The sequence below is a fragment of the Spirosoma montaniterrae genome (assembly GCF_001988955.1).
GTDB lineage: Bacteria > Bacteroidota > Bacteroidia > Cytophagales > Spirosomataceae > Spirosoma > Spirosoma montaniterrae.
Window position 1 is genome coordinate 4716974 of the sequence record NZ_CP014263.1, and the last position, 25053, is coordinate 4742026.

23 protein-coding genes and 1 tRNA gene are annotated in these 25053 nt (G+C 51.8%); 14 read left to right on the plus strand and 10 right to left on the minus strand.

All coding sequences use genetic code 11. The features are described 5' to 3' along the window. Positions 1 to 83: 83 nt before the first annotated feature. Positions 84 to 878 carry a transglutaminase domain-containing protein gene (locus AWR27_RS20320; protein ID WP_077132881.1) on the plus strand — a complete coding sequence of 265 codons (795 nt, stop codon included), beginning with the start codon at positions 84 to 86 and terminating at the stop codon, positions 876 to 878. Positions 879 to 993: 115 nt separating this feature from the next. Here AWR27_RS20320 and AWR27_RS20325 read toward each other — a convergent pair whose 3' ends face one another. Then, positions 994 to 1929, minus strand: a complete 936-nt coding sequence (locus AWR27_RS20325) for a hypothetical protein (RefSeq protein ID WP_077132882.1) — start codon at positions 1927 to 1929, stop codon at positions 994 to 996. Positions 1930 to 2284: 355 nt separating this feature from the next. Between AWR27_RS20325 and prmA the strand changes: the two genes are divergently transcribed. Genes prmA through AWR27_RS20340 form a run of 3 tightly spaced genes read left to right on the plus strand, consistent with a single transcriptional unit; the run spans position 2285 to position 9246 of the window. Continuing rightward, entirely contained in the window at positions 2285 to 3169 is an 885-nt protein-coding gene (gene prmA / locus AWR27_RS20330; RefSeq protein ID WP_077132883.1) for a 50S ribosomal protein L11 methyltransferase, read from the plus strand. Then, a complete protein-coding gene (locus tag AWR27_RS20335) occupies positions 3166 to 8265 on the plus strand; it encodes a hypothetical protein (protein WP_077132884.1) in 5100 nt (1699 codons plus the stop codon). Before prmA ends, AWR27_RS20335 begins: the two co-directional genes overlap by 4 nt. Positions 8266 to 8316: 51 nt before the next feature. Continuing rightward, entirely contained in the window at positions 8317 to 9246 is a 930-nt protein-coding gene (locus tag AWR27_RS20340; RefSeq protein WP_077132885.1) for a CPBP family intramembrane glutamic endopeptidase, read from the plus strand. On the opposite strand, the gene AWR27_RS25585 is transcribed toward AWR27_RS20340, so the two are convergent. From AWR27_RS25585 to AWR27_RS20355, 3 genes are read right to left on the minus strand one after another with little or no spacing between them, the layout of a single operon-like run. Beyond that, a complete protein-coding gene (locus tag AWR27_RS25585) occupies positions 9243 to 9617 on the minus strand; it encodes a DUF5615 family PIN-like protein (protein ID WP_077132886.1) in 375 nt (124 codons plus the stop codon). The genes AWR27_RS20340 and AWR27_RS25585 overlap by 4 nt on opposite strands. Further along, the gene (locus tag AWR27_RS20350) at positions 9614 to 9859 is read right to left on the minus strand and encodes a DUF433 domain-containing protein (RefSeq protein WP_077132887.1); all 246 of its coding nucleotides are present in this window, start codon (positions 9857 to 9859) and stop codon (positions 9614 to 9616) included. The genes AWR27_RS25585 and AWR27_RS20350 overlap by 4 nt, the downstream gene beginning before the upstream one ends. A gap of 22 nt (positions 9860 to 9881) precedes the next feature. Next, positions 9882 to 10571 (minus strand): LexA family transcriptional regulator, encoded by a 690-nt coding sequence (locus AWR27_RS20355; RefSeq protein ID WP_077134111.1) that lies wholly within the window; start codon positions 10569 to 10571, stop codon positions 9882 to 9884. 144 nt (positions 10572 to 10715) lie between these two features. Between AWR27_RS20355 and AWR27_RS20360 the strand changes: the two genes are divergently transcribed. After that, complete coding sequence (locus AWR27_RS20360; protein ID WP_077132888.1) at positions 10716 to 11981, plus strand: DNA polymerase Y family protein; 1266 nt, start codon at positions 10716 to 10718, stop codon at positions 11979 to 11981. Here the strand turns inward: AWR27_RS20360 and AWR27_RS20365 are convergent. The 3 genes from AWR27_RS20365 to AWR27_RS20375 form a co-directional block, all read right to left on the minus strand. After that, the gene (locus AWR27_RS20365; RefSeq protein ID WP_077132889.1) at positions 11976 to 12827 is read right to left on the minus strand and encodes a pirin family protein; all 852 of its coding nucleotides are present in this window, start codon (positions 12825 to 12827) and stop codon (positions 11976 to 11978) included. The genes AWR27_RS20360 and AWR27_RS20365 overlap by 6 nt on opposite strands. 79 nt (positions 12828 to 12906) lie before the next feature. Next, a complete protein-coding gene (locus AWR27_RS20370; RefSeq protein WP_077132890.1) occupies positions 12907 to 13728 on the minus strand; it encodes an Fpg/Nei family DNA glycosylase in 822 nt (273 codons plus the stop codon). A 200-nt stretch (positions 13729 to 13928) separates the two neighbouring features. Further along, positions 13929 to 14004 (minus strand) — tRNA-Phe (locus AWR27_RS20375). Positions 14005 to 14129: 125 nt separating this feature from the next. On the opposite strand from AWR27_RS20375, the gene AWR27_RS20380 reads away from it, so the two are divergent. The 7 genes from AWR27_RS20380 (at position 14130) to nadD (ending at position 19707) form a co-directional block, all read left to right on the plus strand. Next, the gene (locus tag AWR27_RS20380; RefSeq protein ID WP_077132891.1) at positions 14130 to 15533 is read left to right on the plus strand and encodes a 4Fe-4S dicluster domain-containing protein; all 1404 of its coding nucleotides are present in this window, start codon (positions 14130 to 14132) and stop codon (positions 15531 to 15533) included. Between the two features lie 97 nt (positions 15534 to 15630). Beyond that, positions 15631 to 16431, plus strand: a complete 801-nt coding sequence (locus AWR27_RS20385; RefSeq protein ID WP_077132892.1) for a (Fe-S)-binding protein — start codon at positions 15631 to 15633, stop codon at positions 16429 to 16431. A 90-nt stretch (positions 16432 to 16521) separates the two neighbouring features. Further along, a complete protein-coding gene (locus AWR27_RS20390) occupies positions 16522 to 17058 on the plus strand; it encodes a hypothetical protein (RefSeq protein ID WP_077132893.1) in 537 nt (178 codons plus the stop codon). 238 nt (positions 17059 to 17296) lie between these two features. After that, on the plus strand, positions 17297 to 17974 hold the full coding sequence (locus AWR27_RS20395) for a sigma-70 family RNA polymerase sigma factor (RefSeq protein ID WP_198045047.1): 678 nt from the start codon (positions 17297 to 17299) through the stop codon (positions 17972 to 17974). A 167-nt stretch (positions 17975 to 18141) separates the two neighbouring features. Next, entirely contained in the window at positions 18142 to 18345 is a 204-nt protein-coding gene (locus AWR27_RS20400; protein ID WP_232325884.1) for a hypothetical protein, read from the plus strand. A gap of 85 nt (positions 18346 to 18430) precedes the next feature. Next, a complete protein-coding gene (gene gmk / locus AWR27_RS20405; protein WP_077132895.1) occupies positions 18431 to 19030 on the plus strand; it encodes a guanylate kinase in 600 nt (199 codons plus the stop codon). Between the two features lie 104 nt (positions 19031 to 19134). Further along, on the plus strand, positions 19135 to 19707 hold the full coding sequence (gene nadD, locus AWR27_RS20410; protein WP_077132896.1) for a nicotinate (nicotinamide) nucleotide adenylyltransferase: 573 nt from the start codon (positions 19135 to 19137) through the stop codon (positions 19705 to 19707). 79 nt (positions 19708 to 19786) lie between these two features. Here the strand turns inward: nadD and AWR27_RS20415 are convergent, their stop codons facing one another. The 3 genes from AWR27_RS20415 to cysS form a co-directional block, all read right to left on the minus strand. Beyond that, positions 19787 to 20167, minus strand: coding sequence for a hypothetical protein (locus AWR27_RS20415; RefSeq protein WP_077132897.1), 381 nt, complete (start codon positions 20165 to 20167; stop codon positions 19787 to 19789). A 67-nt stretch (positions 20168 to 20234) separates the two neighbouring features. After that, complete coding sequence (locus AWR27_RS20420; RefSeq protein ID WP_077134113.1) at positions 20235 to 21254, minus strand: M28 family peptidase; 1020 nt, start codon at positions 21252 to 21254, stop codon at positions 20235 to 20237. Positions 21255 to 21258: 4 nt separating this feature from the next. After that, entirely contained in the window at positions 21259 to 22746 is a 1488-nt protein-coding gene (gene cysS / locus AWR27_RS20425) for a cysteine--tRNA ligase (RefSeq protein ID WP_077132898.1), read from the minus strand. 164 nt (positions 22747 to 22910) lie between these two features. On the opposite strand from cysS, the gene AWR27_RS20430 reads away from it, so the two are divergent. Further along, on the plus strand, positions 22911 to 24113 hold the full coding sequence (locus tag AWR27_RS20430; protein ID WP_077132899.1) for a hypothetical protein: 1203 nt from the start codon (positions 22911 to 22913) through the stop codon (positions 24111 to 24113). After that, complete coding sequence (locus AWR27_RS20435) at positions 24113 to 25030, plus strand: PfkB family carbohydrate kinase (RefSeq protein WP_077132900.1); 918 nt, start codon at positions 24113 to 24115, stop codon at positions 25028 to 25030. Before AWR27_RS20430 ends, AWR27_RS20435 begins: the two co-directional genes overlap by 1 nt. Positions 25031 to 25053 lie beyond the last annotated feature (23 nt).

The following is a 25053-nucleotide window of genomic DNA, read 5'->3' on the forward strand; positions in this document are numbered from 1 at the left end:
TCATTAATCACTAAAATACAGACGGAAACAATTCAGGTGATTTATGGCTTACGATGATAAATAGCCACAACTTCCAATTTACTATGCAACTTAACGCTGGCTGCGAACTCCAGTTCGAGGCCCAGGGACCAACCCCTCTTGTGTTAATGCTCCGACCGCGCTCCGGTGCCGGGCAATGGATTATGCGTGAAGAATACCAGATTACGCCCTCCGTCAACGTGACCGAATTTACCGACATGTACGGCAATTTGTGCCAGCGGTTAGTTGCTCCAGAAGGGCCATTCTCAATTCACTTTTCGGCCACAGTGCAAACCGCCGACGCCATAGACGTAGAGCCGGGTGCACCGTATACGCCCGTAGAAGACCTGCCCGACGACGTGCTGCACTACACGCTGCCCAGCCGTTACTGCCAGTCGGATCAGTTGGGTGATTTGGCTGCGGAGATCACCAATGCCGTTGAACCGGGCTACGATCAGGCCGAAGCCATTCGGAAATGGATTAACGAAAACGTAAAATACCAGTATGGCACCAGCGATGCCAGCACGTCGGCGGTTGATACGGCAAATGCCCGTGTTGGCGTGTGCCGCGATTTTACACACCTTGGCATTTCACTGTGCCGGGCATTAAATATACCGGCCCGGATGGTGGTAGGTTATTTGTACCAACTCAAACCGATGGACTTGCACGCCTGGTTTGAAGCGTACATAGATGGTCGTTGGTTTACGTTCGACGCTACGCAGCAACAGCCGCGCGGTAATCGTATTACCGTTGCCTACGGACGTGATGCTGCCGACGTGGCCTTCACAACGCAGTTTGGACCGATGACGCTCAACGACATGAAAGTTTGGGTCGACCCCGCTGAAATTGCTGAAAACTAACGTTCCCTTCCGTAAGGGGGCGACTTAAGTCGCCCCCTTACGGAAGGGAATAAAAAAAGCGCGGCACTGATATGTGCCGCGCTTCTGCGTTTCAATTTAGATGTAGAGCAAAAAACTACCGAACGGCAAACTCACCAGCTCCGATACGGAAACCTTCGGCGTAGAGTTCTACCGTGTATTTGCCCGGCTTATAGGGAATGCCGCGCGTATACAGCAGTTCAACGTTCTGACCCTTACTGGTGTAATTCACCGTTTGCTTGGTTGTATAGATGGTCTCGTTGCCATCGACAGTGAACGTACCCGAACCATTCGCCATGTCTGACACAACTGCACCGTCGGGATCAAGTACCCGCACATACACGTCTTTTGGCTCTTCTTTGGTCAGCGGGTTATCGAGCAACGTGTACATCAGCTTGATTTTGTCTAAGCGACGTGCTTTGTAGGCATCGTCTTCCTTTACTTTGCCTTTGGCGTTAACAGCCAGCACTTTCACATTCTGTGCTTTCAGCGCAGCCGCACGAGTTACTTTCGTGCTAAGTTCCTGATTTTGCGAAACTACCGTCGTTACCGAATCTGCCAGTCGCTGACGCTCGGTTTTCAGACCCGTATTTTCTTCGTCAAGCACCTTCACATTGGTTGCCAGCGTCACGTTCTCGCGTTGTAGATTGGCAATAAGCGTATCTTTCTCGATCAGAAACGCTTCGTACTGCTTGATTTTGGCCTCGTATTTGGAAATCGAAATCCGATTACCCCGGCGCAGCGATGCTCTGTCTTCTTCGAGCTGGGCCTTCACTTTCTCCAGCTCCGAAACGTCGCCACCTAACTTCTGAACCTCAGCAATTTTGGCATCCAATGCCGTCGAAATCGAATCTAACTTAACGCGGGTTGTTGAGAGTTCTTCAACGCGCTCGGAGATAGTCACCTCCTGATTTTCGGACACTTTTTTCTGATCGAAGTAGAGGTAACTAACCATACCAGCTAAACCCGTCATAATGATCAGAGCAGCCAGCAGGGCACCGTTGGTTTTTGACTTTGGGGGATTGTTCTCCATTGTAAATAGTCAGTTTAATTGGACATGAACACGTACTCAGGTAAAGGTTTCGGTCATTAAAAATGGATAGAAAAACAGCCTATACGGTCAACAATGGAATCACAACATCATAACAATTTCCAACACTACTATCCTTACTGAAGACGCTATCGTAACGATATTCAGGAAAGATGTATTGCCCTGTATTACAAACAGATTGTCGACAAAGTTCATAATTAATGATTTGATAAACAAATTATTGCGCCAAATAATAAACAATTTACCTTGTAAATGAGATACATAGAGCCCGATTTAGCCCGGCTGGGCCAATACGAAAATTTGAGCCAGCGGCCCAGCTTTTTCGTTACTTTGACGAATGAATTATATCGAACTGCAACTATTAATTTCGCCCGATTTTACCGATATACTCACTGCCGAACTCGCCGAACTGGGGTTTGAGTCGTTTGTTGAAACCGATCAGGGCTTGAATGCTTATATTGTTGAGCCAGATTTCCGGGAAGACGCCATACAGGAACTTGTTGCGAAATACGCCAGCCAAACCGCAATAGCCTACGCAGTCAGTTCGTTAGAAAAACGAAACTGGAACGCCGAGTGGGAGAGTGGATATGAACCGATTGAAGTGGCGTCCCAAGTCCGGGTCCGGGCGTCCTTCCACGAGAAGGATGCCCGGTTTCGTTACGACATTGTCATCAATCCGAAAATGTCGTTCGGAACCGGCCACCACGAAACTACGGCCATGATGCTCGAACACCAGCTTAGCCTGGATTTCAGCAGAAAAACAGTGTTGGACGTAGGCAGCGGAACGGGTATTCTGGCCGTTTTGGCGGCTAAAATGGGCGCACAGGCCGTGGTAGCCTTCGACATTGAGGAGTGGGCCGTTGAAAACGCCCGCGAAAACGCCGACCTGAACCAATGCCCGCAAATCAGGGTCTTTCAGGGTACCATTGCCGACGTAGACCCGGCAAGCCGCTACGACGTGGTGCTGGCTAACATCAATCGAAACGTATTACTGGCCGAAATTCCGACCTACACGCACCTGCTCAACGAAGGCGGTTATTTGCTCGTCAGCGGTTTCTACGAAGCCGATGCCGTTGATATTGAGCAAAAAGCCGCCGAGTCAGGGTTAACACCGGTTCAGGGAATGACAATTCGGGGATGGACGTCGTTACTATATCAAAAGCCGGACAGCAGTTGGCTGACAGTTATGACGACCAACTTATTTACAGCAAATGCGCAATGAAACGAAGTATAGTTTGTCTTTTTGGGATAGCCTTGCTAACCGTTACGTCGTTGACTGCCTTCGGGCAGGCAGTGCGGCTGTCGGATAAGCCCGACCAGTTTATGGCCGACGTCCAGAAGCTGATGGCAACGGGTGGGCCGGGTGCAGCCCGCACGGGGGCCGAGTTGCAGGCCGTTTGGTCGGAAAATCGGCTGACGCCCCAGCAGCAGGAACGCGTGATGACGCTGAGCCGTAAAATGAACCAGAAACGGCTCGCTCCGGCCACGTTCTTCGCGTCGTTCTATGGCTCTGTTGTCGCAGCCGCCAATGCCCAGCCTGCCGCCGACATTGACGGGCTGCTGACCGTTGCCGAGAAGCTATTCGAGACCGCCGACGCCCGCACCTTTGGGCAAAGTCTGCAAACGACGCGGCTGTTTCTGGAAAAACGACTGTTATATACCAGTAATTACAACAAGCTATACGTTCATGGCGGCTCGTTCCGCTTCCGTTTCATAGGCAACGACGCGCCCGTGTCAACTTCGCAAGCCGCCGAGAAAACCCCAGCCCAACAAACTGCCGATTCATTGGCTGCGGCCAAAGCGGCTGCCGAGCGGTCGCGCTTCGACGGCTGGGACGAGCCTCAGCCGGGCGATTCAGCACAGCCTCGTTCGTTGGGCGTGCAGTTTGTGCCGCAACGCCGAGCGTTGCCGACAGTGTCGGGAGCCGTGATTACGCTTACCGACGTGTCGCTGGCGATGGTTGCCAACAAAGATTCGGCGGTATTGGCAAATACATCGGGTGATCTGCTGTTGAAAGAAGGCGTTTTTGTGGGCAAAGGGGGTAAGTTCACCTGGGAGTCGGTAGAGCGGCCCGATATTTTCGTGACGTTCAGCGAGTACGCGCTGCCCATCATCAGCCCGCGTTTGCAGGCCGACGACGTGACGCTGACTGCCGAGGGATTGACCGCCAAACCCGTGAAGGGCGTTTTTGAGTATGTGCTCCGCAAACGGGCTGGCCCAACTAATTACCCGCGCTTTATGTCGTGGCAAAACGACGCAAAAATTCCGGGTCTGGGTGCTGATGTAGACTATCGGGGTGGGCTGGCTTTGGCCGGTACGCAGTTGGTGGGCGCTTCGGCCAGTGGGCAACCGGCAGTGATCGTTGTCAAACACAACGGCAAACCGGCGTTTAAGGCCAGTAGCCGCCGGTTCGATTTTAAAGACTCTACCATCACGGCGCAGTCGGCGGCTTTCGTAGGCTATATCGACGCCGATTCGATTACACACCCCGCCGTTCAGTTTAAATTTGATAAAACCCAGCGCGTGGCCTGGCTCAATCGGCCCGACCGCACCGAGTTTGCCCGTGTGCCGCTGGCCGATTCGTACCATAAATTCTACATTCTGCCCGAAGTGACGCGCTGGGACCTGCCCCGCCGGAAGGTTGATTTCTATCAGGTAGGAGCTAAACGTGAAGTACCGGTTCGGTTCGAGTCGTTCGATTATTTTCTGCCGCAGCGGTATTCTGACATTTCCGTCGATTACGGGTTTCATCCGCTACAAATCGTTGCGAATTTCGTTTCAACCAAAAAGCAGCAGACGTTTACCGACGACGAGATTACGCAGTCGGTGAAGCAGGTAAGTCCGGTGGCTCTGCGGGGCGCTTTGAATCGAATGGTGCTGGAAGGCTACATCGACCGCGATGCTGCCGGGCTGATGCGCCTGAGCCGCAAAGGGGTGCTGTATGTGCTGGCGAATGTGCAGAAAAAAGACTACGACAACTTCCAGGTGCAATCGACCTTTGCCTCGAACGACAGCACCAAAAACGCGACCATCAATTTAGATGATAAACTGCTGACCATTCGGGGCGTTAGCGGCTTCACCATCTCCGATTCGCTCAAAGTCTTCGGCTTCCCATCCGACAAAACCCTGCGTATTGGCAAAGGCCGGGCTTTTTCGCTGAACGGCCAACTAAAAGCGGGAAATCTGCGCTATGCCGGGCAGAACCTGCAATTCGACTACGACAAGTTTTCGATGAACCTCAACAAAATCGATTCCATTACCTTCTCGTCGCAGAAATTAGCGGCTCAGGGCAAGGAAGGCGAAGTTGGGGGCGACATCAAGTACGAGAATCCCGGAACGGTCTTTCTGGCCGGTGCCGACAATAAGTCGGGGCAGATGAAGGGCAAAAAGACCACGCAGCGGCTCGTGATGCCACAAGGCATGACCGTCTATTTCGACCAACCCGTTCGTGGTGATCTGATTTATAATAAGAAGGTCTATTTCAAAATCCCGGCTATCGACAACGACAGCATCGGGCAGGGCGACATTTCGTTTCTGGGTACGTTCTACTCCGACGGTATTTTCCCGCCTTTCAAAGCCGAGCTAAAAACCATGCCCGACAACACGCTGGGCTTCGTGCATAAAGCACCGGCTACAGGATACCCGGTCTATAGCAGCAAACCCGGCGGGCCAACCGTGAAACTGACCACCGAGCTTACGATGGACAAAAACGGGTTGCGGGCCGAGGGCGTACTGAACCACCTGACCACCACACTCAACACCGGCGGTATGCTGTTCATGACCGATTCGCTGCTGGCGTCGGGCGCGAACGGTGAGGTGAAAGAAGGGTTAGTCGGGAAAACCTACTTCCCGCAGGTGAAGCTGAATAACTACAGCCTGAAATGGTGGCCCAAAGCCGACAGTATGGTGATTACGACGCAGAAAAACAACTTCGTATTCTATAACGCCACCACCAATCTGGAAGGCGAAGTTGTGCTGCGGTCAACGGGTTTGTTTGGCAGCGGCACCCTGCGCCGGAAAGACTCGGAAGCCATCTCGAAACGCATAAAGTTCAACAAAGACGGTTTTCTGGCAAACGACGCGCAGTTCAAAATTTTGTCTGACAAGGAGAACGCCCGCCCAATTCTGCTCGGCAATGGCGTTGATGTAGATTTTAACCAGACAAAGGGACTCGTTGGGCTGGCGATTAATAACACGTCAGAATTAGTTGGCGACTCGGTTGCGGCCAGTCTGGAGTTTCCGTCGGCAGCTTACAAAACCAACATCAACCGGGCGCAATGGAATGTGAACGCCCGCACCATTGCCATGAAGGGCGATGTGAAAACGTCGACGTTTACAGCCACCAGCGAAGAGCAGGAGGGACTGACATTCAATGGTTCGGCGGCTTTGTACGATGTCGAGAAAATGATGCTGAACATCAGCGGGGTACCTTACGTGACGGCTGCCGATGCTCGTATTTTTCCTGACAAAGGGATCGTTACTGTCCGGCGCAACGGCGAAATGATGGCCCTCAAAAATGCCCGATTGGAGTTAGATACGGTTAGTTTGTTCCACAAACTGAAAAACGGCAACATTCAGGTCTTGTCGCGCACTCGTTTTGCAGGCGACGCTACCTACCTGTACCCGACCATGAAAGGCGACACGGCGGCTATTAAAATGGGCAGCTTTGAGTTGAAAGAAGCCCCCGCAGTGGCGGCCAATTCCCCCTCTCCTGAAAAGCAGGAAAAGGGGGGAGGGGATGAGGTGAGAAAGCCCACTCGCAAAACCAATCGCACTCCGAAAAATACAAATGCCGGGAAAACATACTTTACCGTAGCCCGTGCTGAGGTGGAAGAAACGGATAATCTGCAATTGGCCCCGCGCATTTTGTACAAAGGACTGATTACGATGGAAGCTCCGCGTCAGGATTTGGCTCTCGACGGGGCCATTAAACCGGCCTTGAAAAAACGCCGTGACCTGGAAGGAAACTGGATTCCGTTCAAAGAAAAAATTGGCGAACGGCTTGAAATAAAAGTCGATAAAACCCTGAAAAACGAAGGCGGGCAGCAACTTGTGGCCGGTATCCATTTCCGGCTCGGCGGTGGCAGCAATTCAGCGAGCGGGCTGTATCCTACGTTCCTGTCGGCCAAAGAAGACTCCCGCGACGATGACCTGTTTACGGCAACGGGCGTGATGCGCTACGACGAAAAAGACAAACTGTACCGCATTACCTCATCGACCGCTACCGAATCTATCGCCGAACTCGACAGCGCGAGCGATGATGTTGAAAACGCCTTCACGTTCAACGATCCGCGCGGGCTGATGACGTACAAGGGCAAACTGAATCTGCTGAACGCCAGACCAAACGAGTACCTGCTGGCGGCTGGTTCGGCCCGAATCAACATCGACAGTGCGCTGTATCGCTTCAATACGTTGCTGGCCTTCACGTTCCCGATGCCGGAACCCATCACGACGGCCATTGCCAGCAAACTGATTACGGCCAATCAGGAAGAACGCAACGACGAAGCCGCCGACGACGACCTTAATCGACTGTCAGACAAGCTCTTGCCGCTGATTGGGCAGCAAGCCGTTGATGCCTACCGGACAAAGGCACAGAACGCACACGTACCGCTCAGTCAGGCATCACCCAAACTGAATGCCGCTCTCGTGCTGGCAAATGCCAACCTGCGCTGGTCCGATAAGTTCAACGCCTTCTACAGTGTCGGGCGGCTGGGTGTGTCGAACATCATGACCGCCGACATCAACGCACAGATGGACGGGTTTATCGAAATTCGCAAAATGCCTAACGGCGACGAAGCGAGTATTTATCTCGAAGCTTCGGAAGATGAGTGGGTGTTTTACGATTACAAACCGGGCAACGGACCGGGTTCAGTGGGGCAGTTAGCTATTGTAACATCGAGTCAGGACATCAACGACCGGCTGCTGGCAGGGTCGAAGAACAGCGGGAAAGCGGCTTTAGAACTGGTTTCGGCCACGACCGACGAGAAAGAATTATTTGTAGACCGCTATCTGGATCAGTACAAAACCAGACCGAAAGCCGCGCCGAAGCCCAAAACGCAGCCTAAAGCACCAACGCCCGCAGCCCAGCCCACGGTCGCTGCGTCGTCGGACCCGTTCGACGAAACGGTTGAACCTGCCGAGCCAAAAGCGGCTGAACCGGCCCCGAAAGCCGCCAAAGGCGCGAAGACGAAGCCGCAGAAGGCCAAACCCGGCCAACTACCCGCTGCTGCCGACAAGCCGGCCCCGAAAGTGGCGAAAGAGGAGCCGAAGCCGAAAGAGAAGAAAAAAGACAAAGAAGACGAACGTGAAGGGTTTTAGTAGCTTTGTGGTTCCGGGCGGGACGCGTCTCGCCCGGAATCACAAAGTCTTATGAAAGCCCTCTGGCGCGACCTCCGCACCCACCTGCAAACCGATTTCCAGCCCGACCTCTACGGAGCTGTTGCCGTTTGGCTCGTATTGTTGCTGACAGTCAACTATTACCTCGATCTGGAAGATTCGTATATCGACTCGTTTCAGGGACAACCCATCTGGCCGGTGTTCTATTTCGGCCTGTATGCCACCTGCTACTACGTCAGTGTCTGGCTCTGGACGCACTTTTGCCACCGGCCCGACATTTGGCGAAACCGGGAATTCTGGACACGAAGCCTGACGGCCCTCATCAGCTATTCCATTTATTCGGGGTTCTACGCGCATAGCGAACTAAGCCGACAACTCTGGGATGGGCAGGCGTTTGTATTTCTATACTATTGCCTGCACAACCTGCAATCGCTGTTGACGATTGTGCTGCCGCTGTACCTCTTTTACCGATTTGCTGACCCGCAGCCGAGCCAATTTTACGGCATGGCACCCAAACGTAAAGGGTTGGTTTTGTACCTCACGCTGCTGGCCCTGATGGTGCCGCTGATTACGTGGGCGTCGTTTCAGCCCGATTTTCTGGCAAGCTACCCCACCTACCACGATACCAGTGCGAACGAGTTTTTTGGCGTGCCTGAGTGGGTTACGACCCTGATTTATGAACTATGCTACGGCTGGGACTTCGTGCCAACCGAACTGCTGTTTCGGGGCTTTTTAGTCATTGGCATGAGTCGCGTGCTGGGCAGCGGAGCCATATTGCCCATGATTGTCTGGTACTGCGCCATTCACTTTGGCCGACCTGTAGGCGAAGCCGTATCGTCTATTTTCGGTGGCTATCTGTTGGGCGTACTGGCTCTAAGTACGCGCAGCATCTGGGGTGGTCTGCTCATCCACATCGGCATCGCCTGGGGCATGGAGATAGCAGCTTTTTTGCAAAAGTATTAGTGATTACGCGGAATGGCTCGTTGTCGAATAATATTGGGTTCTATTACAGTTATAAACCCCCTGAATTCCCACCCTTCATCATCTAAACGGAGTAGCAAACGACCTGGAAAATCGGGTAAATAGTCGTCTAATCGAAAATAAATTACGCCAATTGGTCGGTAGCCGTCTTTAAAAATCAGTGTACCATGATCACCATCGAAGGTTAGTAATAGCCTTTTTTCATCAATTGCTGCCTGCATGACGGCTGTATCTGGCAAGCCACCCTGGTCAATCCCAATATGACGGACATCCCAGCCTGCATCGGTTAACGCCCGGAAAGCGGGAATAGGGAAATTTTCATCAGCGAGCCAACGTAGGGTTGCTGGATTCATGAAGCCTGACGCAATGAATCATGAATTTTAAACACATCATCCCGAATAGTTTCGAGCATAAATGCATATACGGCTGGCAAAGCTTCTTTGGATAAGGTAGGATAGCTTTCCAAGAGCATAGCTTCTGTCCAGCCGTTAGCAAGACGTTCTAAAATAAGTTCTACTGATAGGCGAGTGCCCTTAATAATTGGTTTCCCTGCCAAAATCGCCGGGTCTGTATGGATATAGTTGCGCCAATTCATGAGCCTGATGATTTAAAGTAATCTACTCCACTGGAGCCTCCACAATAGTAACGATTTTCCACATGCCGCGAATGTCGTGCAGGGGTACTGTCACGTTGCCGCCGTTAGGGTTGTCGGAGTGTAAGGTTAGATATTTTCTGGTAATCAGTTCGTTGTCGCGGATGCGCTTGACCACGAAATAATCGCGGTACATCACGGCATACACTCCGCCCGATTGATACTCCCAATCGCTTTCGCTGACCGGCACGGCCAGCACTTTAGCCCCGTGTGCCAACTGCGGACTCATGCTGTTGCCCGAAATTTCAAGCACAACAGCCTGTTTGTGACCTTTCGCCACAGGTTTGCGTACCCGGAACAATTCGGCATCGGCCATGCTGCTGCGGTCGGCATAACTTTCTACGAAGGTGGCATAAAAACGGACAGGCACAAACGGCACCTCAACGGTGTCTTCGTCGGCGTTCAGAGCTACGGCATTGGTTTCTGGCGAGTTCAGCACGGGTTCGATACCCCGAATCAAATAGTCGGCACTGATTTGCGGGTAGCAGGCCAGCAAACTCATGATGGTGTCATACGATGGTTTGGCCCGACCATTCAGAATATTATAAAACTTAGAGGGGTTCTCGCCTAACTCTTTGGCAATCTGGTAGATAGTAATGCCGAGTGCATCGAACACTTGCTTTAAACGGTCCTGTATGTTCGTTGATGTAGCCACCTTAGTTGAACATTTTTTACCCATTGTAGTATGGATATATTGTGATTATAATACAAGTAAAATATATTGCGCTTGTATTAGAACAAACTTACGACTAATACAGACGAAAGACTACCCAAAAAGACACTATCTAATAGAAATTTAGTGAATCGAAACCGATTATCGACCCACACGCAGCCAACCGTTCTGTTTATCGACATGAACAGTTTCTTTGCTTCCTGCGAACAACAGGTGAATTATTGGTTGCGGGGCCGGCCAGTAGGGGTGTGCGTATACACGGGTCCGCATGGCTGCGTAATTTCGCCGTCCATCGAAGCTAAAAAGCGGGGTGTTAAAACCGGAATGCGGTTAGACGAAGCCATACATCTTTGCCCGGAATTGGTTCCCGTCGAAACACACCCCGGACGGTATCGGGAGTTTCATGTGAAAATTATTGAGGTACTGCGGACGTTTGCCGATGATGTGGTGCCCAAAAGCATTGATGAAGCAGTTGTTGATCTTACTGATTATCAATTAGTTTACCCCAATATGCAGCAGGTGGCAATGCAGATTAAACACGCAATCCGGCGCGATGTGGGCGACTGGCTGCGCTGCTCCATCGGCATTGCGCCCAATGTGTTTTTAGCCAAATTAGCGTCCGACATCCAGAAACCCGACGGCCTGACCATCATTACGCCCGAAACCATCGACGGTGTACTGCGCCGATTGAGATTGCTGGATCTGCCCGGCATCGGCGACCGCATGGCCGCCCGGCTTGAAGACGCGGGTATCCACACGCCACTCGACCTGCGCTATGCCCAACCCGAACGCCTGAAAGCCATCTGCAAAAGCGTGGTTGGCTGGCGATGGCATCTGCGGCTCAATTTTGCGGGCGAAGTTGATCTCGACAACAACGAGGAGTACAAAAGCATGTCGGCCATGCGAACGATTTCGGGCGAGCAGCGGGCATCCGCCGAGCGGCTCGATGAACTACTGCTGTCGCTCTGCCTGACACTCGAACGGCGCATGGTTCGCAATGGGGTATTCTGCCAGAACATGTCGTTCTCGTGCCGGTACCACACTGGCAAAACATATAACTACGACGTCAGCTTTCCGGCTCCCATGCAGGACGGCCCCGAACTTTACCGCATCATCCGCGAACGGCTCGACAAGTTTCAGGCCGCGCACCAGTGCGAACCCGTGCTGAACGAATATCTCCGCACAATGAGCGTGGTGGTGCATCGATTTGTTGCTGCCGATGCCGTGCCGCTGCATTTGTTTGACGATAACACTCGCAAAGACAAACTCCGCCAAACGGTCTACAACCTCAAAGACAAATTCGGCTCCGATAAACTCATTCGCGCCACCGAACTCCGCGACAACCCCGCCTATCGTGACGTGATTGGTTTCGGAAACATCAAGGATTTATAACACGCCCATTTTTCCATTCTGAAAATCGGCAAACGCTTCCATAATTTCCTCGCGGGTATTCATCACGAAGGGACCATAAGCGGCCAACGGTTCGCGGATGGGTTCGCCTGCCAGAATGAGCAATTTGCCATCAGAACCGGCTGAGAATGTAAGTGTATCACCGTCGGCGTTGGTCAGCGCAAGTTGACCGCGCGTAATCGGTTCGCCATTCAATTGTGCTGAACCACTGAGAGCATATACAAAAACCGTGTAGTCGGCTGGCATAGTCAGCGTTTCGGTCTGTCCGGTGGTTAACGTTAAATCGGCCAGAACAACCGGGCTGAAGGTATGCGCCGGACCAGTCAGGCCCGATAACTCGCCCGCAATGACGCGTAGGGCACCACCACCGGGCAGCACTGTAGCTGGTATGCGCGAGGATGCAATGTCCTGATACCGGGGCGAATTCATCTTGTATTTGGCAGGCAGGTTCACCCATAACTGCACAAAATCGAGCCGCCCGCCCTGCCGCGAAAACGCGCTTTCGTGCTTTTCTTCGTGGATAATGCCCGAAGCTGCTGTCATCCACTGCACGTCGCCCGCGAACAGTTTACCGTGATTACCCGCCGAATCGCGGTGTTCGAGTGCACCTTCATAGACAACCGTAACGGTCTCGAAGCCCCGGTGTGGGTGCTGATCAACGCCTTTTGGGTGTTCGGAAGGGGCTACCTGCATCGGGCCGTGGTGGTCGAGCAAGAGGAACGGATTGTAGGGCCGCGAATTCTGCGGGTGAAAAGCATTCAGACCAACAAAGCCATCGCCCACACTGTTGGGCTGAGCGGTTTTTACGGAAGCAACAGTTCGATTCATGACAGGTGTAATTAATGTAGATACATGCAAAATATAAACTGTACCTGTTATCAATTAGTTCGCGCCGGATGTGCCACAACTAAACAGGTATGTTTTGCTCCTTTGGGCAAAAAAAGGTGGTTCGTCCACCAACGGTTGAGCGTTCGATACGGGTGCGGCAGCGGGGGCAAAACTTGTGCGCTTCTACGTCGTCGTAGGGCGAATCGTCCCATTCGCGGACGTGAATTAGAAAACTGTTCGGAAAGTCGCGGTAGGTGGCTTCATGGCGAATGGCCGTTTCCAGCACGAGCCGAGTGGCGTCGTGCAGGGCGGTTAGCTGTTCGTTGGTGAGTGTGTCGGCGCGTTGTTCGGGGTGAACGCGGGCCTGAAACAACACCTCATCCACAATCCAGTTGCCTAATCCGGCCACTACGCTCTGATCGAGCAAAACGGGTTTAATAAAGGCTTTCTTGCGCCGGATGCGTTCGCTCAGTTCATTCACCGAAATGTCTAAGCCGTCGGGTGCAATTTTCTTGCGTTCCAGAAACGCATCGATGCTATCGATTAAGCCAACCCGCTCAAACTTACGCGGACACAAAAAGCCGAGGTTGAAGCCATTACTAAACTCGAACACAATGCGGGCAAAGCGGGGCCGGTCGAGCGACGCGTGGTAGTATTCGAGGTCGCCGGTCATGCCGAAGTGCATGTGTACGATTACGTCGGGCGCGTCGGTTAATACGAACAGATTTTTGCCTACCCGGCGCGTTCCGGTAAACTGTCGCCCCACGAGCGTGGTCAGCAATGTGTTATAGTCGGTGGTGAGAAGTTTTCTGTCTTCAACTTCGATATGAGCAATCGGCTGGTTAAGCGACGATGTTTCGAGGTATTGTCGTCGGATTTCAACTTCGGGCAGTTCGGGCATATGGGCGTTGCTTTACCCGTATAAAACATCAGGCCCGGCTGCTTGTTAGATTCGGAGAAGGCCGTATATTTGCTAAGTCAAAAATTAGTATGCACGCATACTGTTTTTGACGGAAATAACTACAGAACCGATGCAGCGAACGCGTAGAGATGCTCTGAAAATGAAAAAAGCCTTCCCAGATGAGAAGGCTTCCGTTGCGGTGGTGGTGATGGACGGAATCGAACCGCCGACACAAGGATTTTCAGTCCTTTGCTCTACCAACTGAGCTACATCACCGAAACGTGGGTGCAAAAGTACGTTTTCGTTTCCATTTTGCAAGTTTCTGACCGGAATAAATTTTTAGTAATTTTTACCTGATTGACTATTTTGCTGACAGTCAGCCTTATTAAGACCCCAAACCAATGCACATTCTTCAGCAAATTTTATTCGTAGCAGCTTTAGCCGTAGCAGCCTGGTTCGTTACGAAGCGCGTGAAACTGATTGCACGGGCCATCAATTTAGGTCGCCCCGAAGACCGGACCGACAACCCCGGCGAACGCTGGCGCACGACGCTGTTGGTAGCTTTCGGGCAAAAGAAAATGTTCACCAATCTGCTCGTGGGCGTAATGCACTTCGTCATTTATGCCGGGTTCATTATCATCAACCTCGAAATTTTAGAGATTATTTTAGATGGCATTTTGGGTACGCACCGACTGTTTGCGCCCTACATCACACCCATCTATCCGTTTCTGATCAACGTCTTTGAGGTGCTGGCATTCGGCGTTCTGGCCGTTTGTGTCGTTTTTCTGACGCGCCGGTTCGTTGCCCGCGTAAGCCGATTGCAGGCCGAGCGGCACCGCGAACTGCGCGGTTTCTCAATTCCTGATGCCACAATTATTCTGACCGCCGAAATTATCCTGATGATTGCCTTCCTGACCTGGAATGCATCTGACAGTGTGCTGCGCGACCGGGGTGTGGGCTATTACGGCGACTTGCAGGGTGTTGTGCCGGATTTCCTGATTAGCCAGTACCTGAAGCCACTGTTTGCCGGGTTCAGTGATACCGCACTGGTAGCCTACGAGCGCGTGTCGTGGTGGTTGCATATCCTTGGTATTCTGGCATTTGCCGTGTACGTGACTTACTCGAAACACCTGCATATTGCGCTCGGCTTCCCGAACGTGTATTTCTCGGACCTGCAACCTAAAGGCGAAATGCAGAACATGCCCGCCGTGACGAAGGAAGTGCAACTGATGCTCGGCTTGCCGGTTACGACCGAACCCGATGGCTCACAGGCTAACGACAACGGTATGCAACCCGCCGAAGCTACGTCGGGCGAGTCCACACCAGACGAAATCGGGCGTTTTGGCGCGAAAGACGTGTATGACCTGAAATGGATCAACCTCATGAACGCGTACAGTTGTACCGAATGTGGTCGCTGTACGGCGGCTTGCCCGGCCAATATAACCGGCAAAAAACTGTCGCCCCGCAAAATCATGATGGACACCCGCGACCGGCTCGAAGAGATTCAGCGCGGCTGGCAAACCAACGGCGTCGATTATAAAGACGAAAAATCATTGCTGGGCGACTACATTACCGCCGAAGAACTGAACGCCTGCACCACCTGCCAGGCATGTATTAATGCCTGCCCCATCAACATCAATCCGCTCGATATTATTCTGCAATTGCGCCGGTATAGGGTCATGGAAGAGTCGCAGGCTCCGGCATCCTGGAACGCCATGTTCAGCAATATCGAAAACAATATGGCTCCCTGGAAATTCTCGCCCAGTGACCGGTTCAACTGGGCCGAAATGGTAAATGAGAAGTAGTTGTAAAGTTGTAGCGTTATAAAGTTGTAGAGTTGGCTCCGCCATCATCCGTCAACTTTGTAACGCTATAACTTTACAACTCTACAACTTGATAATGATGACAACTGAAAAAACATACACCGTGCCGACAATGGCCGACATGATGGCCGCTGGCGACGAACCTGAGGTCTTGTTCTGGGTTGGTTGTGCTGGTTCGTTCGATGATCGGTACAAGCGCGTTACTGTTGCGTTCGTGCGCATCCTGAACCACGTAGGTATCAAGTTTGCCGTACTCGGCCCCGAAGAAGCCTGCACTGGCGACCCGGCCCGGCGGGCGGGCAACGAATTTCTGTTTCAGATGCAGGCCATGAGCAATATCCAGGTGCTGAACGGCTACAACGTAAAGAAAATCGTGACGGCCTGCCCGCACTGTTTCAATACACTCAAAAACGAGTATCCCGAACTGGGCGGTAACTACGAAGTGATTCACCACTCCACTTTTCTCCAGGGACTAATTGACGAAGGCCGCATTCGCGTGAAAGATGGGCAGTCGTTCAAAGGCCGTAAAATCACGTTCCATGACTCGTGCTATTTAGGCCGGGCCAATAAAATTTACGAAGCTCCGCGCGAGGTGCTGGCTGCATTAGACGCCGATCTGGTCGAGATGAAGCGCGTAAAAGCGAACGGCCTTTGCTGCGGAGCGGGTGGCGGTCAGTATTTTAAGGAGCCGGAACCGGGCAACAAAGACGTGAACGTAGAGCGCGTGCAGGAAGCGTTGGCTACCGGTGCCGACACCATCGCCGTGTCATGCCCGTTTTGTATGACGATGATGTCGGACGGAGTGAAGAACCAGAACCGCGAAGACAGCGTTCGGGTCTATGATATCTCCGAGCTAATCGCGCAGGGGGAAGGACTTTGACAGTGAACCGCCAACAGCGAGCAGCCAACAGTTAATCGTACTGAGTGGACATCTCACTGTTGGCTGTTGGCTGCTAACTGTTGACTGAATATGTACACCAACTTTGCCAACTTGCCCGATACAGCCCGCGTGTGGGTCTATCAGGCCAATCGCCCGCTCTTGGATGCGGATGTAAGTACGATTCAGAATGCTTTGCAACCTGCGTTGGAGCAGTGGGCCGCACACGGGCAACCGCTGCTGGCATCGGCGCAGGTAATCGAGAATCGGTTTGTGGTTATTGGCGTCGATGAGGGCTACAACCTGCCGAGCGGCTGTTCTATTGACGCGTCGGTACGAACGCTTCAACAGATTGGGCAGCAGGCTGGGATCGATTTTTTCGACAGGTCGGCGGCTGTGCGCGGAGCCGATGGGCTGGTGCAGACGTTCGCGTTGCCTCAGATTAAAGCCGCCGTTGCTGCCGGGCAGATTGCCCCCGATTCAATTATTTTTAATACGCTGGTCAAAACCAAAGCCGAATTCTTGACAGATTGGCAGATTCTGGCGAGTCAGTCATGGCTAAAGCGGTATTTTGGCGTAGATACGCAACCCTCTGCGTCCTCTCCGGTGTCAGCAGTGGGTCACGATTAATTCAATAGGGTATAAGTTTTTCCAACTACTTATCTAAAAAATTAAAACCCGTTCTAACGCTGACGTTTTACAAAACGTTCATGACAAATCGGCATAATTGCCTGATTTTAAACCTTTATTTTGAACAAAGGATTGATTTTTGCAGTAAAGTACGAACAACACGTAGCGAACTGGTTTGGTGCCAGCATCGAAATCGTTGAGCCGGGCCGATAGGAAACGGCAATTAACCCGTACTTTTATGGCGACCATTCCCGAAGTTATGCCAGATACGCCAACTCGCGACGATCAATTACTGCCAGGCGACAATGCCGCTGAACAACCGGCGGCAGAAACACCCGTTCGTCGGTATACCGACGAGCAGAAATATCAGGTGTTCAACAAGGAGTTCATGCCCCACATTGACTCCATGTACAATTTTGCCTTCCGGCTGACCAACGACGAGGACGATGCCAACGATCTCGTGCAGGATACCTACCTGAAGGCGTTTCGGTTTATTTCGTCATTTGAGCAAGGAACTAACGCAAAAGCGTGGCTGTTCCGCATTCTGAAGAATAGCTTCATCAACGATTATCGGAAAAAAAGCAAGGAACCGGCTAAAGTCGATTATCAGGACGTAGAAACGACCTATAATTCGGAAGATGCCGAAACCGAGCACACCGTCGACCTGCGGGCCGAATCGGTTTCTGATTTAATTGGTGATGAAGTAGCCACCGCCCTAAACTCATTACCGGTTGACTTCAGAACGGTGATTATTCTCTGCGATATCGAAGGATTTACGTATGAGGAAATGGCTAAGATTCTGGACATTCCGATTGGCACTGTCCGGTCGAGATTGCACCGCGCTCGTAACCTGTTGAAAGAAAAATTGCGTGATTACGCGGCTTCGATGGGGTATAATGAAGAAAGTGACGAATAAACCGAACTTTTTCTACGCATAAATTGGTTCTGCTGATAACTTAACGTATTATTATTTTTGGAATAAATATAATTTTTCCAATGCAAACGTCGTTGCCATCATCGTCTTCATCCAGCCTTCGCCCTGCGATGAAAGAACATTGCGATCACCAGGCAGATTGCTTGAAGATGATACAATTAATTCTGGATGGGGAAGCCACCGAACAGCAACTCGCCCGCCTGCGGGATAACTTAGAGACCTGCCAACCCTGCATTCGCATGTATCATTTGGAGAAGGAAATCAAGGAGTTGCTTACCAAGAAAATGGAAAAAAGGTGCTGCCCCGATCAGTTAGTGGCAACCATCAAAGCCAAGATTCTTACATTCAGCTAACCAAAACACAACCTAATTGGGGTAATCAGACCACCGTTCCAAACGGCCCTGATTACCCCAATTCACTTTAAACAGTTTACCAAACTTGGACGGCAAACTCATTATCTTCTCGGCTCCTTCGGGGTCTGGCAAAACCACCATCGTCAAGCATTTGCTGGCCGGGAACGCAAATCTCGGCTTTTCTATTTCGGCCTGCACCCGCGACCGCCGGGGTCGCTCAGAGGAAAATGGTAAAGATTATTATTTTCTGACACCCGAAGAGTTTAAGCAGAAAATTGATAATCACGAGTTTGTAGAGTGGGAAGAGGTGTATGTTGGCGCATTTTATGGCACATTAAAGTCTGAAATCGAACGGCTGTGGGCGGCTGGTAAACACGTACTGTTCGATGTTGACGTAAAGGGTGGCCTAAAACTAAAAGAATATTATGGCGACAAGGCACTGGCGGTTTTCGTGAAGGTTCCCGATGAAGAAACCCTCCGTCAACGCCTGATTGGACGCGGTTCTGAAACGGAAGAAAGCCTGTCGAAACGGCTGTTTAAAGTGCATTTCGAGATGAGTTTTCAGAATGAATTCGACGTTATTTTAGTCAACGACGATCTGGAAACCTCATACCGCAAAGCCCAGCAATTGGTCGACGATTTTGTCAGAGAAGGCAAAATGCCCGCCAAAGGAACGGTTATTTGACAGAGTTATAGAGTTGTAGGGTTATATGGTTGTAAAGTTGGGCTGTAGCCTTCTTTTGCGAAGCAACCCTACAATGGTATAACCCTACAACGGTACAACTACTGATGAAAATAGGTTTGTTCTTCGGGTCGTTCAACCCGATTCATATCGGACATCTGATTATAGCCAACACAATGGCGACATCGACCGACCTGGAGCAGGTCTGGTTTGTGGTATCGCCCCAGAATCCGTTTAAGAAAACGAAAAGTCTATTACACGAATTCGACCGGTTCGACTTGGTGGAGCGGGCCATCGCCGATAACAGCCGTTTAAAAGCCACCAACATCGAGTTTTCGATGCCTAAACCCAGCTACACGGTCGATACGCTGGCGCGACTAAGCGAGAAGTATCCGCAACACCAGTTCGCGCTCATCATGGGCGAAGACAATCTGGAGCAGTTTGCCAACTGGAAAAATCATCAGGCTATTCTCGATTTCTACGGTCTGTACGTGTATCCGCGCCCCCGCGCTGCCGACAGCCCTTTCAAAACGCACCCCAACGTTCGGCTGGTTCAGGCTCCTTTGTTGGATATTTCGGCCACGTTTATCCGCGAAAGCCTGAAAGCTAACCGCTCCATCCGCTACATGGTGCCGGAGGTAGTCGAAGAAATGATAGAGCGGAAGAAGTTTTACGTTTGAGCGTAATGCGGCTGGAAAGCCGCTCGTCTATTCAAGTTAATGTGTTTACCGGCGGCTTTCCAGCCGCATTACACATCACTTACGGTATCCCGTTCTGGAACGTAATTTCGGTGGCTAAACCGATGGCACTGAATCGGATTGCTACCGAACGGCTTCGTGATTTGGCACCGGCTTTATCGCATTGCGGGCCTTTTTGCAGAAAATAAATGTAAAATTTCTGATTCCGGTCAGCAATCTGATTAACGTCGGGCCGACCCAGCAGTTCGCCGATGGAGTTGGCTGTTTTGCCCCGGATGTTTTCTATTTCAGCGCGGAAGTCAGGTTCGAGCGCGGCCCGCACACCGTTGCACCCCCCCCGGTCGCCCCGCCATTTTTTCAGGTCGAGTTTGCCAAGCTGATCTGGTGCGGGACCGCAGGCTGTGAGGAGAATGCTTACTATAATGGTAGTGAGTGGGCGCATACGTAATGCGGCTGGAAAGCCGCTTCTTCCTAAATCTTTACAAAAGCGGCTTCCCAGCCGCGTTACACTACTCATTATAGATCACCTGCAAAACAGTTTGTCCAACGGCTTTGAGCGTGGCCCGGTCAATGTTGCTCATATCGTCTTCGGCGGTGTGCCAGGCCGGAAAGAAGCCGCCTGTACCAATGTTGGTATGAATAATATCAATCATCGGAATTTTAGCGATGGTGTTGGGAGCTACGTGGTCGTCCATGATAGCACTGCCAGGGGTATCAACAAAGTACTGACTATAGCCCAGCCGACTGGCGGTTTGCCATATGTTGTTTGTTACGTTGGGAGCGAACTGCATGGAGTGGCCCTCTTTAGGAAACGTTGCGCTTTTGGCTCCAACCATATCGAGCAGAATGCCGTAATAGGCCGAATAGCCCGGCTTGTGGGGGTTTTTGGCCCAGTAGCGCGACCCAAGACAGAAGCCCATGTAATCGTACTGATTGCCACTTGCTTGCTCAAAGTCATCTTTTACTTTTTCGCCACTGCCCCAGTCTTCGGCGTCGAAGAAAATAATGTCGATGCCTACGCCGGGTTTCTGTTGCGCCTGCTGAATGGTTCGGGCCAGTTCGAGTAACACGCCCACCCCACTTGCGCCGTCGTTGGCGGCTGTTACGGGCTTGTTTTTATCGGCAGCATCAGGATCGTTGTCGGCGTGCGGGCGCGAATCCCAGTGGCTCGCCAGCAAAATTCGTTTGGTAGCCTGCGGATTGATGCTGCCGATGATGTTGCGGGCGTTCAGCTTCTTCCCGTCCCAGGTGGTTGCCACAAAATTCTGTTCCGTCACCGTACAGCCAAACTGCTTTAACTTAGAAACCAGATAATTACCGGCGTCAACGTGTGCGGGCGTATTAGGTACGCGAGGGCCAAAAGCCACCTGCTTGTCAATATAGGCATAGGCCGAGTCGGCGTTGAAAGCGGGGGCTGTCACCTGAGCGGGCTGTTCGTTGGTTTGCGTCGCGTCGGTCTGCTTTGGTTTTTCGCGGCAGGCCGAAATGGTTAAGGCCAGAGCCAGGAAAAAAATTGTGGACTTAGTCATGATATTACTCTTCATACGCCCAGTCGATCTGGTGTTTCATGTCTTTAATTACCAGTCCCTGCGCTTTGAAATACGAACGAATCTGGTCTACCTTGTCGTATTGCCGCTGCTCTTTGTACTCGCGATAGAGTGTTAACAAGCCATCGACAACGGGCTGATCGGCAGTGCCTTCTTCGCGTAAGCCCAGCACCTCCTGCATTAATGTAACAAACGAATCTTTCAATAGGATAAACACATCTTCGCCCAACGCAGCCGGGTGTAGCTGAGTGGCGTAGAGCATATTCACATACTTGAGTAGCGTGAACACCTGCGCTATCGCTACAGCCGTGTTCAGGTCATCGTTCATGGCGTCGTAGAACTGCTGCACCGCCTGCCGAATGTCCTGCTGCTTTTTCTCGTCGGCAGACACCGTTTCGTCGGCCTGATACTGTAACGTTTTGGCGATACGCAGCCCGTTGGCAAGGCGTCGATACCCTTTTTGGGCCGCTTTCAAGGCTTCGTTCGAGAAATCGAGCGTACTGCGGTAGTGCGATTGCAACATAAAAAACCGCACTGTCATAGGGCTATAGGGCTGGTCGAGCAGATAATGACTACCGGCAAACAACTCGGAGGGTAGAAACGAGTTGCCCAGCGACTTACTCATTTTCTGCCCGTTCACAGTGAGCATGTTCGAGTGCATCCAATACCGAACCGGCTCAACGCCCGTCAGCCCGTCGCCCTGCGCGATTTCGCATTCGTGGTGTGGAAACTTCAAGTCCATGCCACCGCCGTGAATGTCGAACTGCTTACCGAGGTATTTGGTACTCATGCAGGTACATTCGAGGTGCCAGCCCGGAAAGCCTTCGCCCCAGGGCGAGTTCCAGCGCATGATGTGTTCGGGGGAGGCTCGTTTCCAGATGGCAAAATCGAGCGGGTTGCGCTTCTCCGACTGCCCGTCCAACTCGCGGGTTTCGTTCAGCAAATCGTCTAAGATGCGGCCCGACAGTTTGCCATAGTTGCCGCCCTGCTGATTATATTTCTCAATATCGAAATATACCGAGCCATTCGATTCGTAGGCTAACCCTTTGGCTAACAGCGTCTGCACGGCTTCGATTTGTTCAACCATATGCCCCGTGGCGGTGGGTTCGATACTGGGCGGCAGCATGTTGAACGCTGTCAATACAGTATGAAAATCGTTGGTGTAGCGTTGCACGATTTCCATTGGCTCCAGCTTTTCGAGTTTCGCCATGCGCCCGATTTTGTCTTCGCCTTCATCGCCATCGCCCACGAGGTGGCCCACGTCGGTGATGTTGCGCACGTAGCGAACTTTGTAGCCAATGTGCGTCAGGTAGCGAAAGAGCGTATCGAACGTCAGGAACGTGCGCGAATTGCCGAGGTGGACATAGTTATAAACCGTTGGCCCACAGACGTACATGCCTACATAGGGCGGACTGAGCGGCTCGAACAGTTCTTTTTGGCGGGAAAGCGTATTGTACAGCTTCAGGGGTTGCATGTCGCGAAATTACGCATTCCGGTTTGGAAAACGGCGAACCCACTCAAGTTCGCTATCTTTGCTGGAATTTTTAGTGAAAAGTGAAGAGTGAAAAATGCAAAGTGCCTGCAAGTTCGGGGCGTTATTCATTTTTCACTTTGCATTTTTCACTCTTCACTTGAAAGATGCAAGTTGTCGAAGTAGGCGCGAACGCCCGGTATCAGAAAGAATTTATTCAGTTTCCCGTGCGGCTCTACCGGAACGATTCGTGCTGGATTCGTCCGTTGGATGCCGACGTGGAGGAGGTGTTCGATCCGGCCCGCAACAAACGCTTTGACCACGGTGAATGCACGCGCTTTCTACTGCTGAACGACCGGGACGAGACCATCGGACGAATAGCGGCTTTTGTCGATTACGAGATTGCCAGCTTAGACAATGACCAGCCTACGGGCGGCATAGGATTCTTCGAGTGCATCGAGAATCAGGAGGCTGCTTTCGCGCTCTTCGACGCAGGCAGGATATGGCTACAGGAACGCGGCATGGAAGCCATAGACGGGCCGATAAATTTCGGCGACCGTGACCGTTGGTGGGGCTTGCTCGTCGATGGGTTCGACCGCGAACCGAACTACTGTATGCCCTACACCAAGCCGTACTACATTCCGTTTTTTGAAAACTACGGCTTTCAGGATTATTTCAAACAGTTTACGTTTGGCATTCCAACTACCTGGGATAAACTGGTCGATATGTCGCAGGCGGTGAAAGACCGCGCCCGGCGTATCTACGAAAATCCGGAGTATAGCTTCCGCACGCTTGACAAGCGCGACCTGCCCGCTGCCGCCGAGCAGTTTCGGCATATCTACAACGCGGCCTGGGGCCAACATGCGGGCGTGAAAGAAATGACTGCCGAACAGGCGCAGGGGCTGATGCAGAAGCTAAAGCCGGTTATTGACGAGAAAATCATCTATTTCGCCTATCACGGCGATGAGCCGGTGGCCTTTTTCGTGTGCCTGCCCGAACTGAACCAGATTTTCAAGCATGTTAATGGCAAATTAGACCTGATAGGCAAGCTGAAATTTCTGTGGCACGTTGTCCGCAAAACCAACCGCAAAGCCTTCGGGGTAGTGTTTGGCGTGGCTCCGGCGCATCAGGGCAAGGGACTCGAAGCGGCCATCGCACTTCGGATGCCGCACGAAGCCGATACGAATCCGAATTTCCAGTACGATACGCTCGAAATGAACTGGGTTGGCGATTTTAATCCCATTATGGTGCGCTTCGTGAGCCAGTTAGGATCAACTATCGTCAAAACCCATGTGACCTATCGCTATTTGATTGACCGTACCAAACCATTTAAACGCTGCCCCGTAATTGGGCGAAAGAAAGAAAAATAATGAGCTTAGTAACCGTTGGTTCCGTTGCGTTCGATGCGCTCGAAACGCCTTTTGGCAAAACCGATAAAATTATCGGCGGTGCTGCCACCTACATCACGCTGTCGGCGTCGTATTTCACGGAGAAAAACAATCTCGTAGCTGTCGTAGGCGACGATTTTCCGCAGAGCATGATCGATATTCTGGAGAGCCACGGCGTTGATACGCAGGGACTGGAGATTCGGAAGGGAGAGAAAACGTTTTTCTGGTCGGGCAAGTACCACAACGACATGAACACCCGCGATACGGTGGAGGTGCAACTGAACGTAATGGGCGATTTCGACCCAAAAATTCCCGATGCTTACCAGGATTGCCAATACCTGATGCTTGGTAATACATCGCCGACGGTACAGCGGCTGGTAATTGAGCGGTTGCATAATCGCCCGAAACTGATTGTTCTGGACACGATGAATCTCTGGATTGAGATTGCCAATCCCGACCTGATGGAACTGCTGAAATTAGTCGACGTATTGGTAGTGAACGATGAAGAAGCCCGGCAACTCACCCGCGAGTATTCGTTAGTACGGGCAGCAGCCAAAATTCGCGAAATGGGGCCGAACACCGTCATCATTAAAAAAGGCGAACACGGTGCGTTGCTATTTCAGGGCGATCAAATCTTTTTCGCTCCCGCGCTGCCACTCGAAGAAGTGTTTGACCCAACCGGCGCGGGCGATACCTTCGCAGGAGGTTTTATTGGCTATTTAGCTCAAACCGACGACAGTTCGTTCGACAATATGAAGCGGGCCATTATTTACGGTTCAGCAATGGCGTCGTTCTGCGTCGAGAAGTTTGGTGCTGAGCGTATTATGAATCTGACGCAGGAAGAAATCGATGCCCGCGTTCGGGAGTTCATAAAACTGTCGGCCTTCGGGCTAGTATAAACGTTTCGGATAGCTGAATCGTT

What these genes read in the sequence shown, in the direction of transcription:
- AWR27_RS20320 (WP_077132881.1), top strand. Translation starts at nt 84, where the DNA reads ATGCAACTTAACGCTGGCTGCGAACTCCAGTTCGAGGCCCAGGGACCA.
- AWR27_RS20325 (WP_077132882.1), bottom strand. Translation starts at nt 1,929, where the DNA reads ATGGAGAACAATCCCCCAAAGTCAAAAACCAACGGTGCCCTGCTGGCT.
- prmA (WP_077132883.1), top strand. Translation starts at nt 2,285, where the DNA reads ATGAATTATATCGAACTGCAACTATTAATTTCGCCCGATTTTACCGAT.
- AWR27_RS20335 (WP_077132884.1), top strand. Translation starts at nt 3,166, where the DNA reads ATGAAACGAAGTATAGTTTGTCTTTTTGGGATAGCCTTGCTAACCGTT.
- AWR27_RS20340 (WP_077132885.1), top strand. Translation starts at nt 8,317, where the DNA reads ATGAAAGCCCTCTGGCGCGACCTCCGCACCCACCTGCAAACCGATTTC.
- AWR27_RS25585 (WP_077132886.1), bottom strand. Translation starts at nt 9,617, where the DNA reads ATGAATCCAGCAACCCTACGTTGGCTCGCTGATGAAAATTTCCCTATT.
- AWR27_RS20350 (WP_077132887.1), bottom strand. Translation starts at nt 9,859, where the DNA reads ATGAATTGGCGCAACTATATCCATACAGACCCGGCGATTTTGGCAGGG.
- AWR27_RS20365 (WP_077132889.1), bottom strand. Translation starts at nt 12,827, where the DNA reads ATGAATCGAACTGTTGCTTCCGTAAAAACCGCTCAGCCCAACAGTGTG.
- AWR27_RS20370 (WP_077132890.1), bottom strand. Translation starts at nt 13,728, where the DNA reads ATGCCCGAACTGCCCGAAGTTGAAATCCGACGACAATACCTCGAAACA.
- AWR27_RS20380 (WP_077132891.1), top strand. Translation starts at nt 14,130, where the DNA reads ATGCACATTCTTCAGCAAATTTTATTCGTAGCAGCTTTAGCCGTAGCA.
- AWR27_RS20385 (WP_077132892.1), top strand. Translation starts at nt 15,631, where the DNA reads ATGACAACTGAAAAAACATACACCGTGCCGACAATGGCCGACATGATG.
- AWR27_RS20390 (WP_077132893.1), top strand. Translation starts at nt 16,522, where the DNA reads ATGTACACCAACTTTGCCAACTTGCCCGATACAGCCCGCGTGTGGGTC.
- AWR27_RS20395 (WP_198045047.1), top strand. Translation starts at nt 17,297, where the DNA reads ATGGCGACCATTCCCGAAGTTATGCCAGATACGCCAACTCGCGACGAT.
- AWR27_RS20400 (WP_232325884.1), top strand. Translation starts at nt 18,142, where the DNA reads ATGATACAATTAATTCTGGATGGGGAAGCCACCGAACAGCAACTCGCC.
- nadD (WP_077132896.1), top strand. Translation starts at nt 19,135, where the DNA reads ATGAAAATAGGTTTGTTCTTCGGGTCGTTCAACCCGATTCATATCGGA.
- AWR27_RS20415 (WP_077132897.1), bottom strand. Translation starts at nt 20,167, where the DNA reads ATGCGCCCACTCACTACCATTATAGTAAGCATTCTCCTCACAGCCTGC.
- AWR27_RS20420 (WP_077134113.1), bottom strand. Translation starts at nt 21,254, where the DNA reads ATGACTAAGTCCACAATTTTTTTCCTGGCTCTGGCCTTAACCATTTCG.
- cysS (WP_077132898.1), bottom strand. Translation starts at nt 22,746, where the DNA reads ATGCAACCCCTGAAGCTGTACAATACGCTTTCCCGCCAAAAAGAACTG.
- AWR27_RS20430 (WP_077132899.1), top strand. Translation starts at nt 22,911, where the DNA reads ATGCAAGTTGTCGAAGTAGGCGCGAACGCCCGGTATCAGAAAGAATTT.
- AWR27_RS20435 (WP_077132900.1), top strand. Translation starts at nt 24,113, where the DNA reads ATGAGCTTAGTAACCGTTGGTTCCGTTGCGTTCGATGCGCTCGAAACG.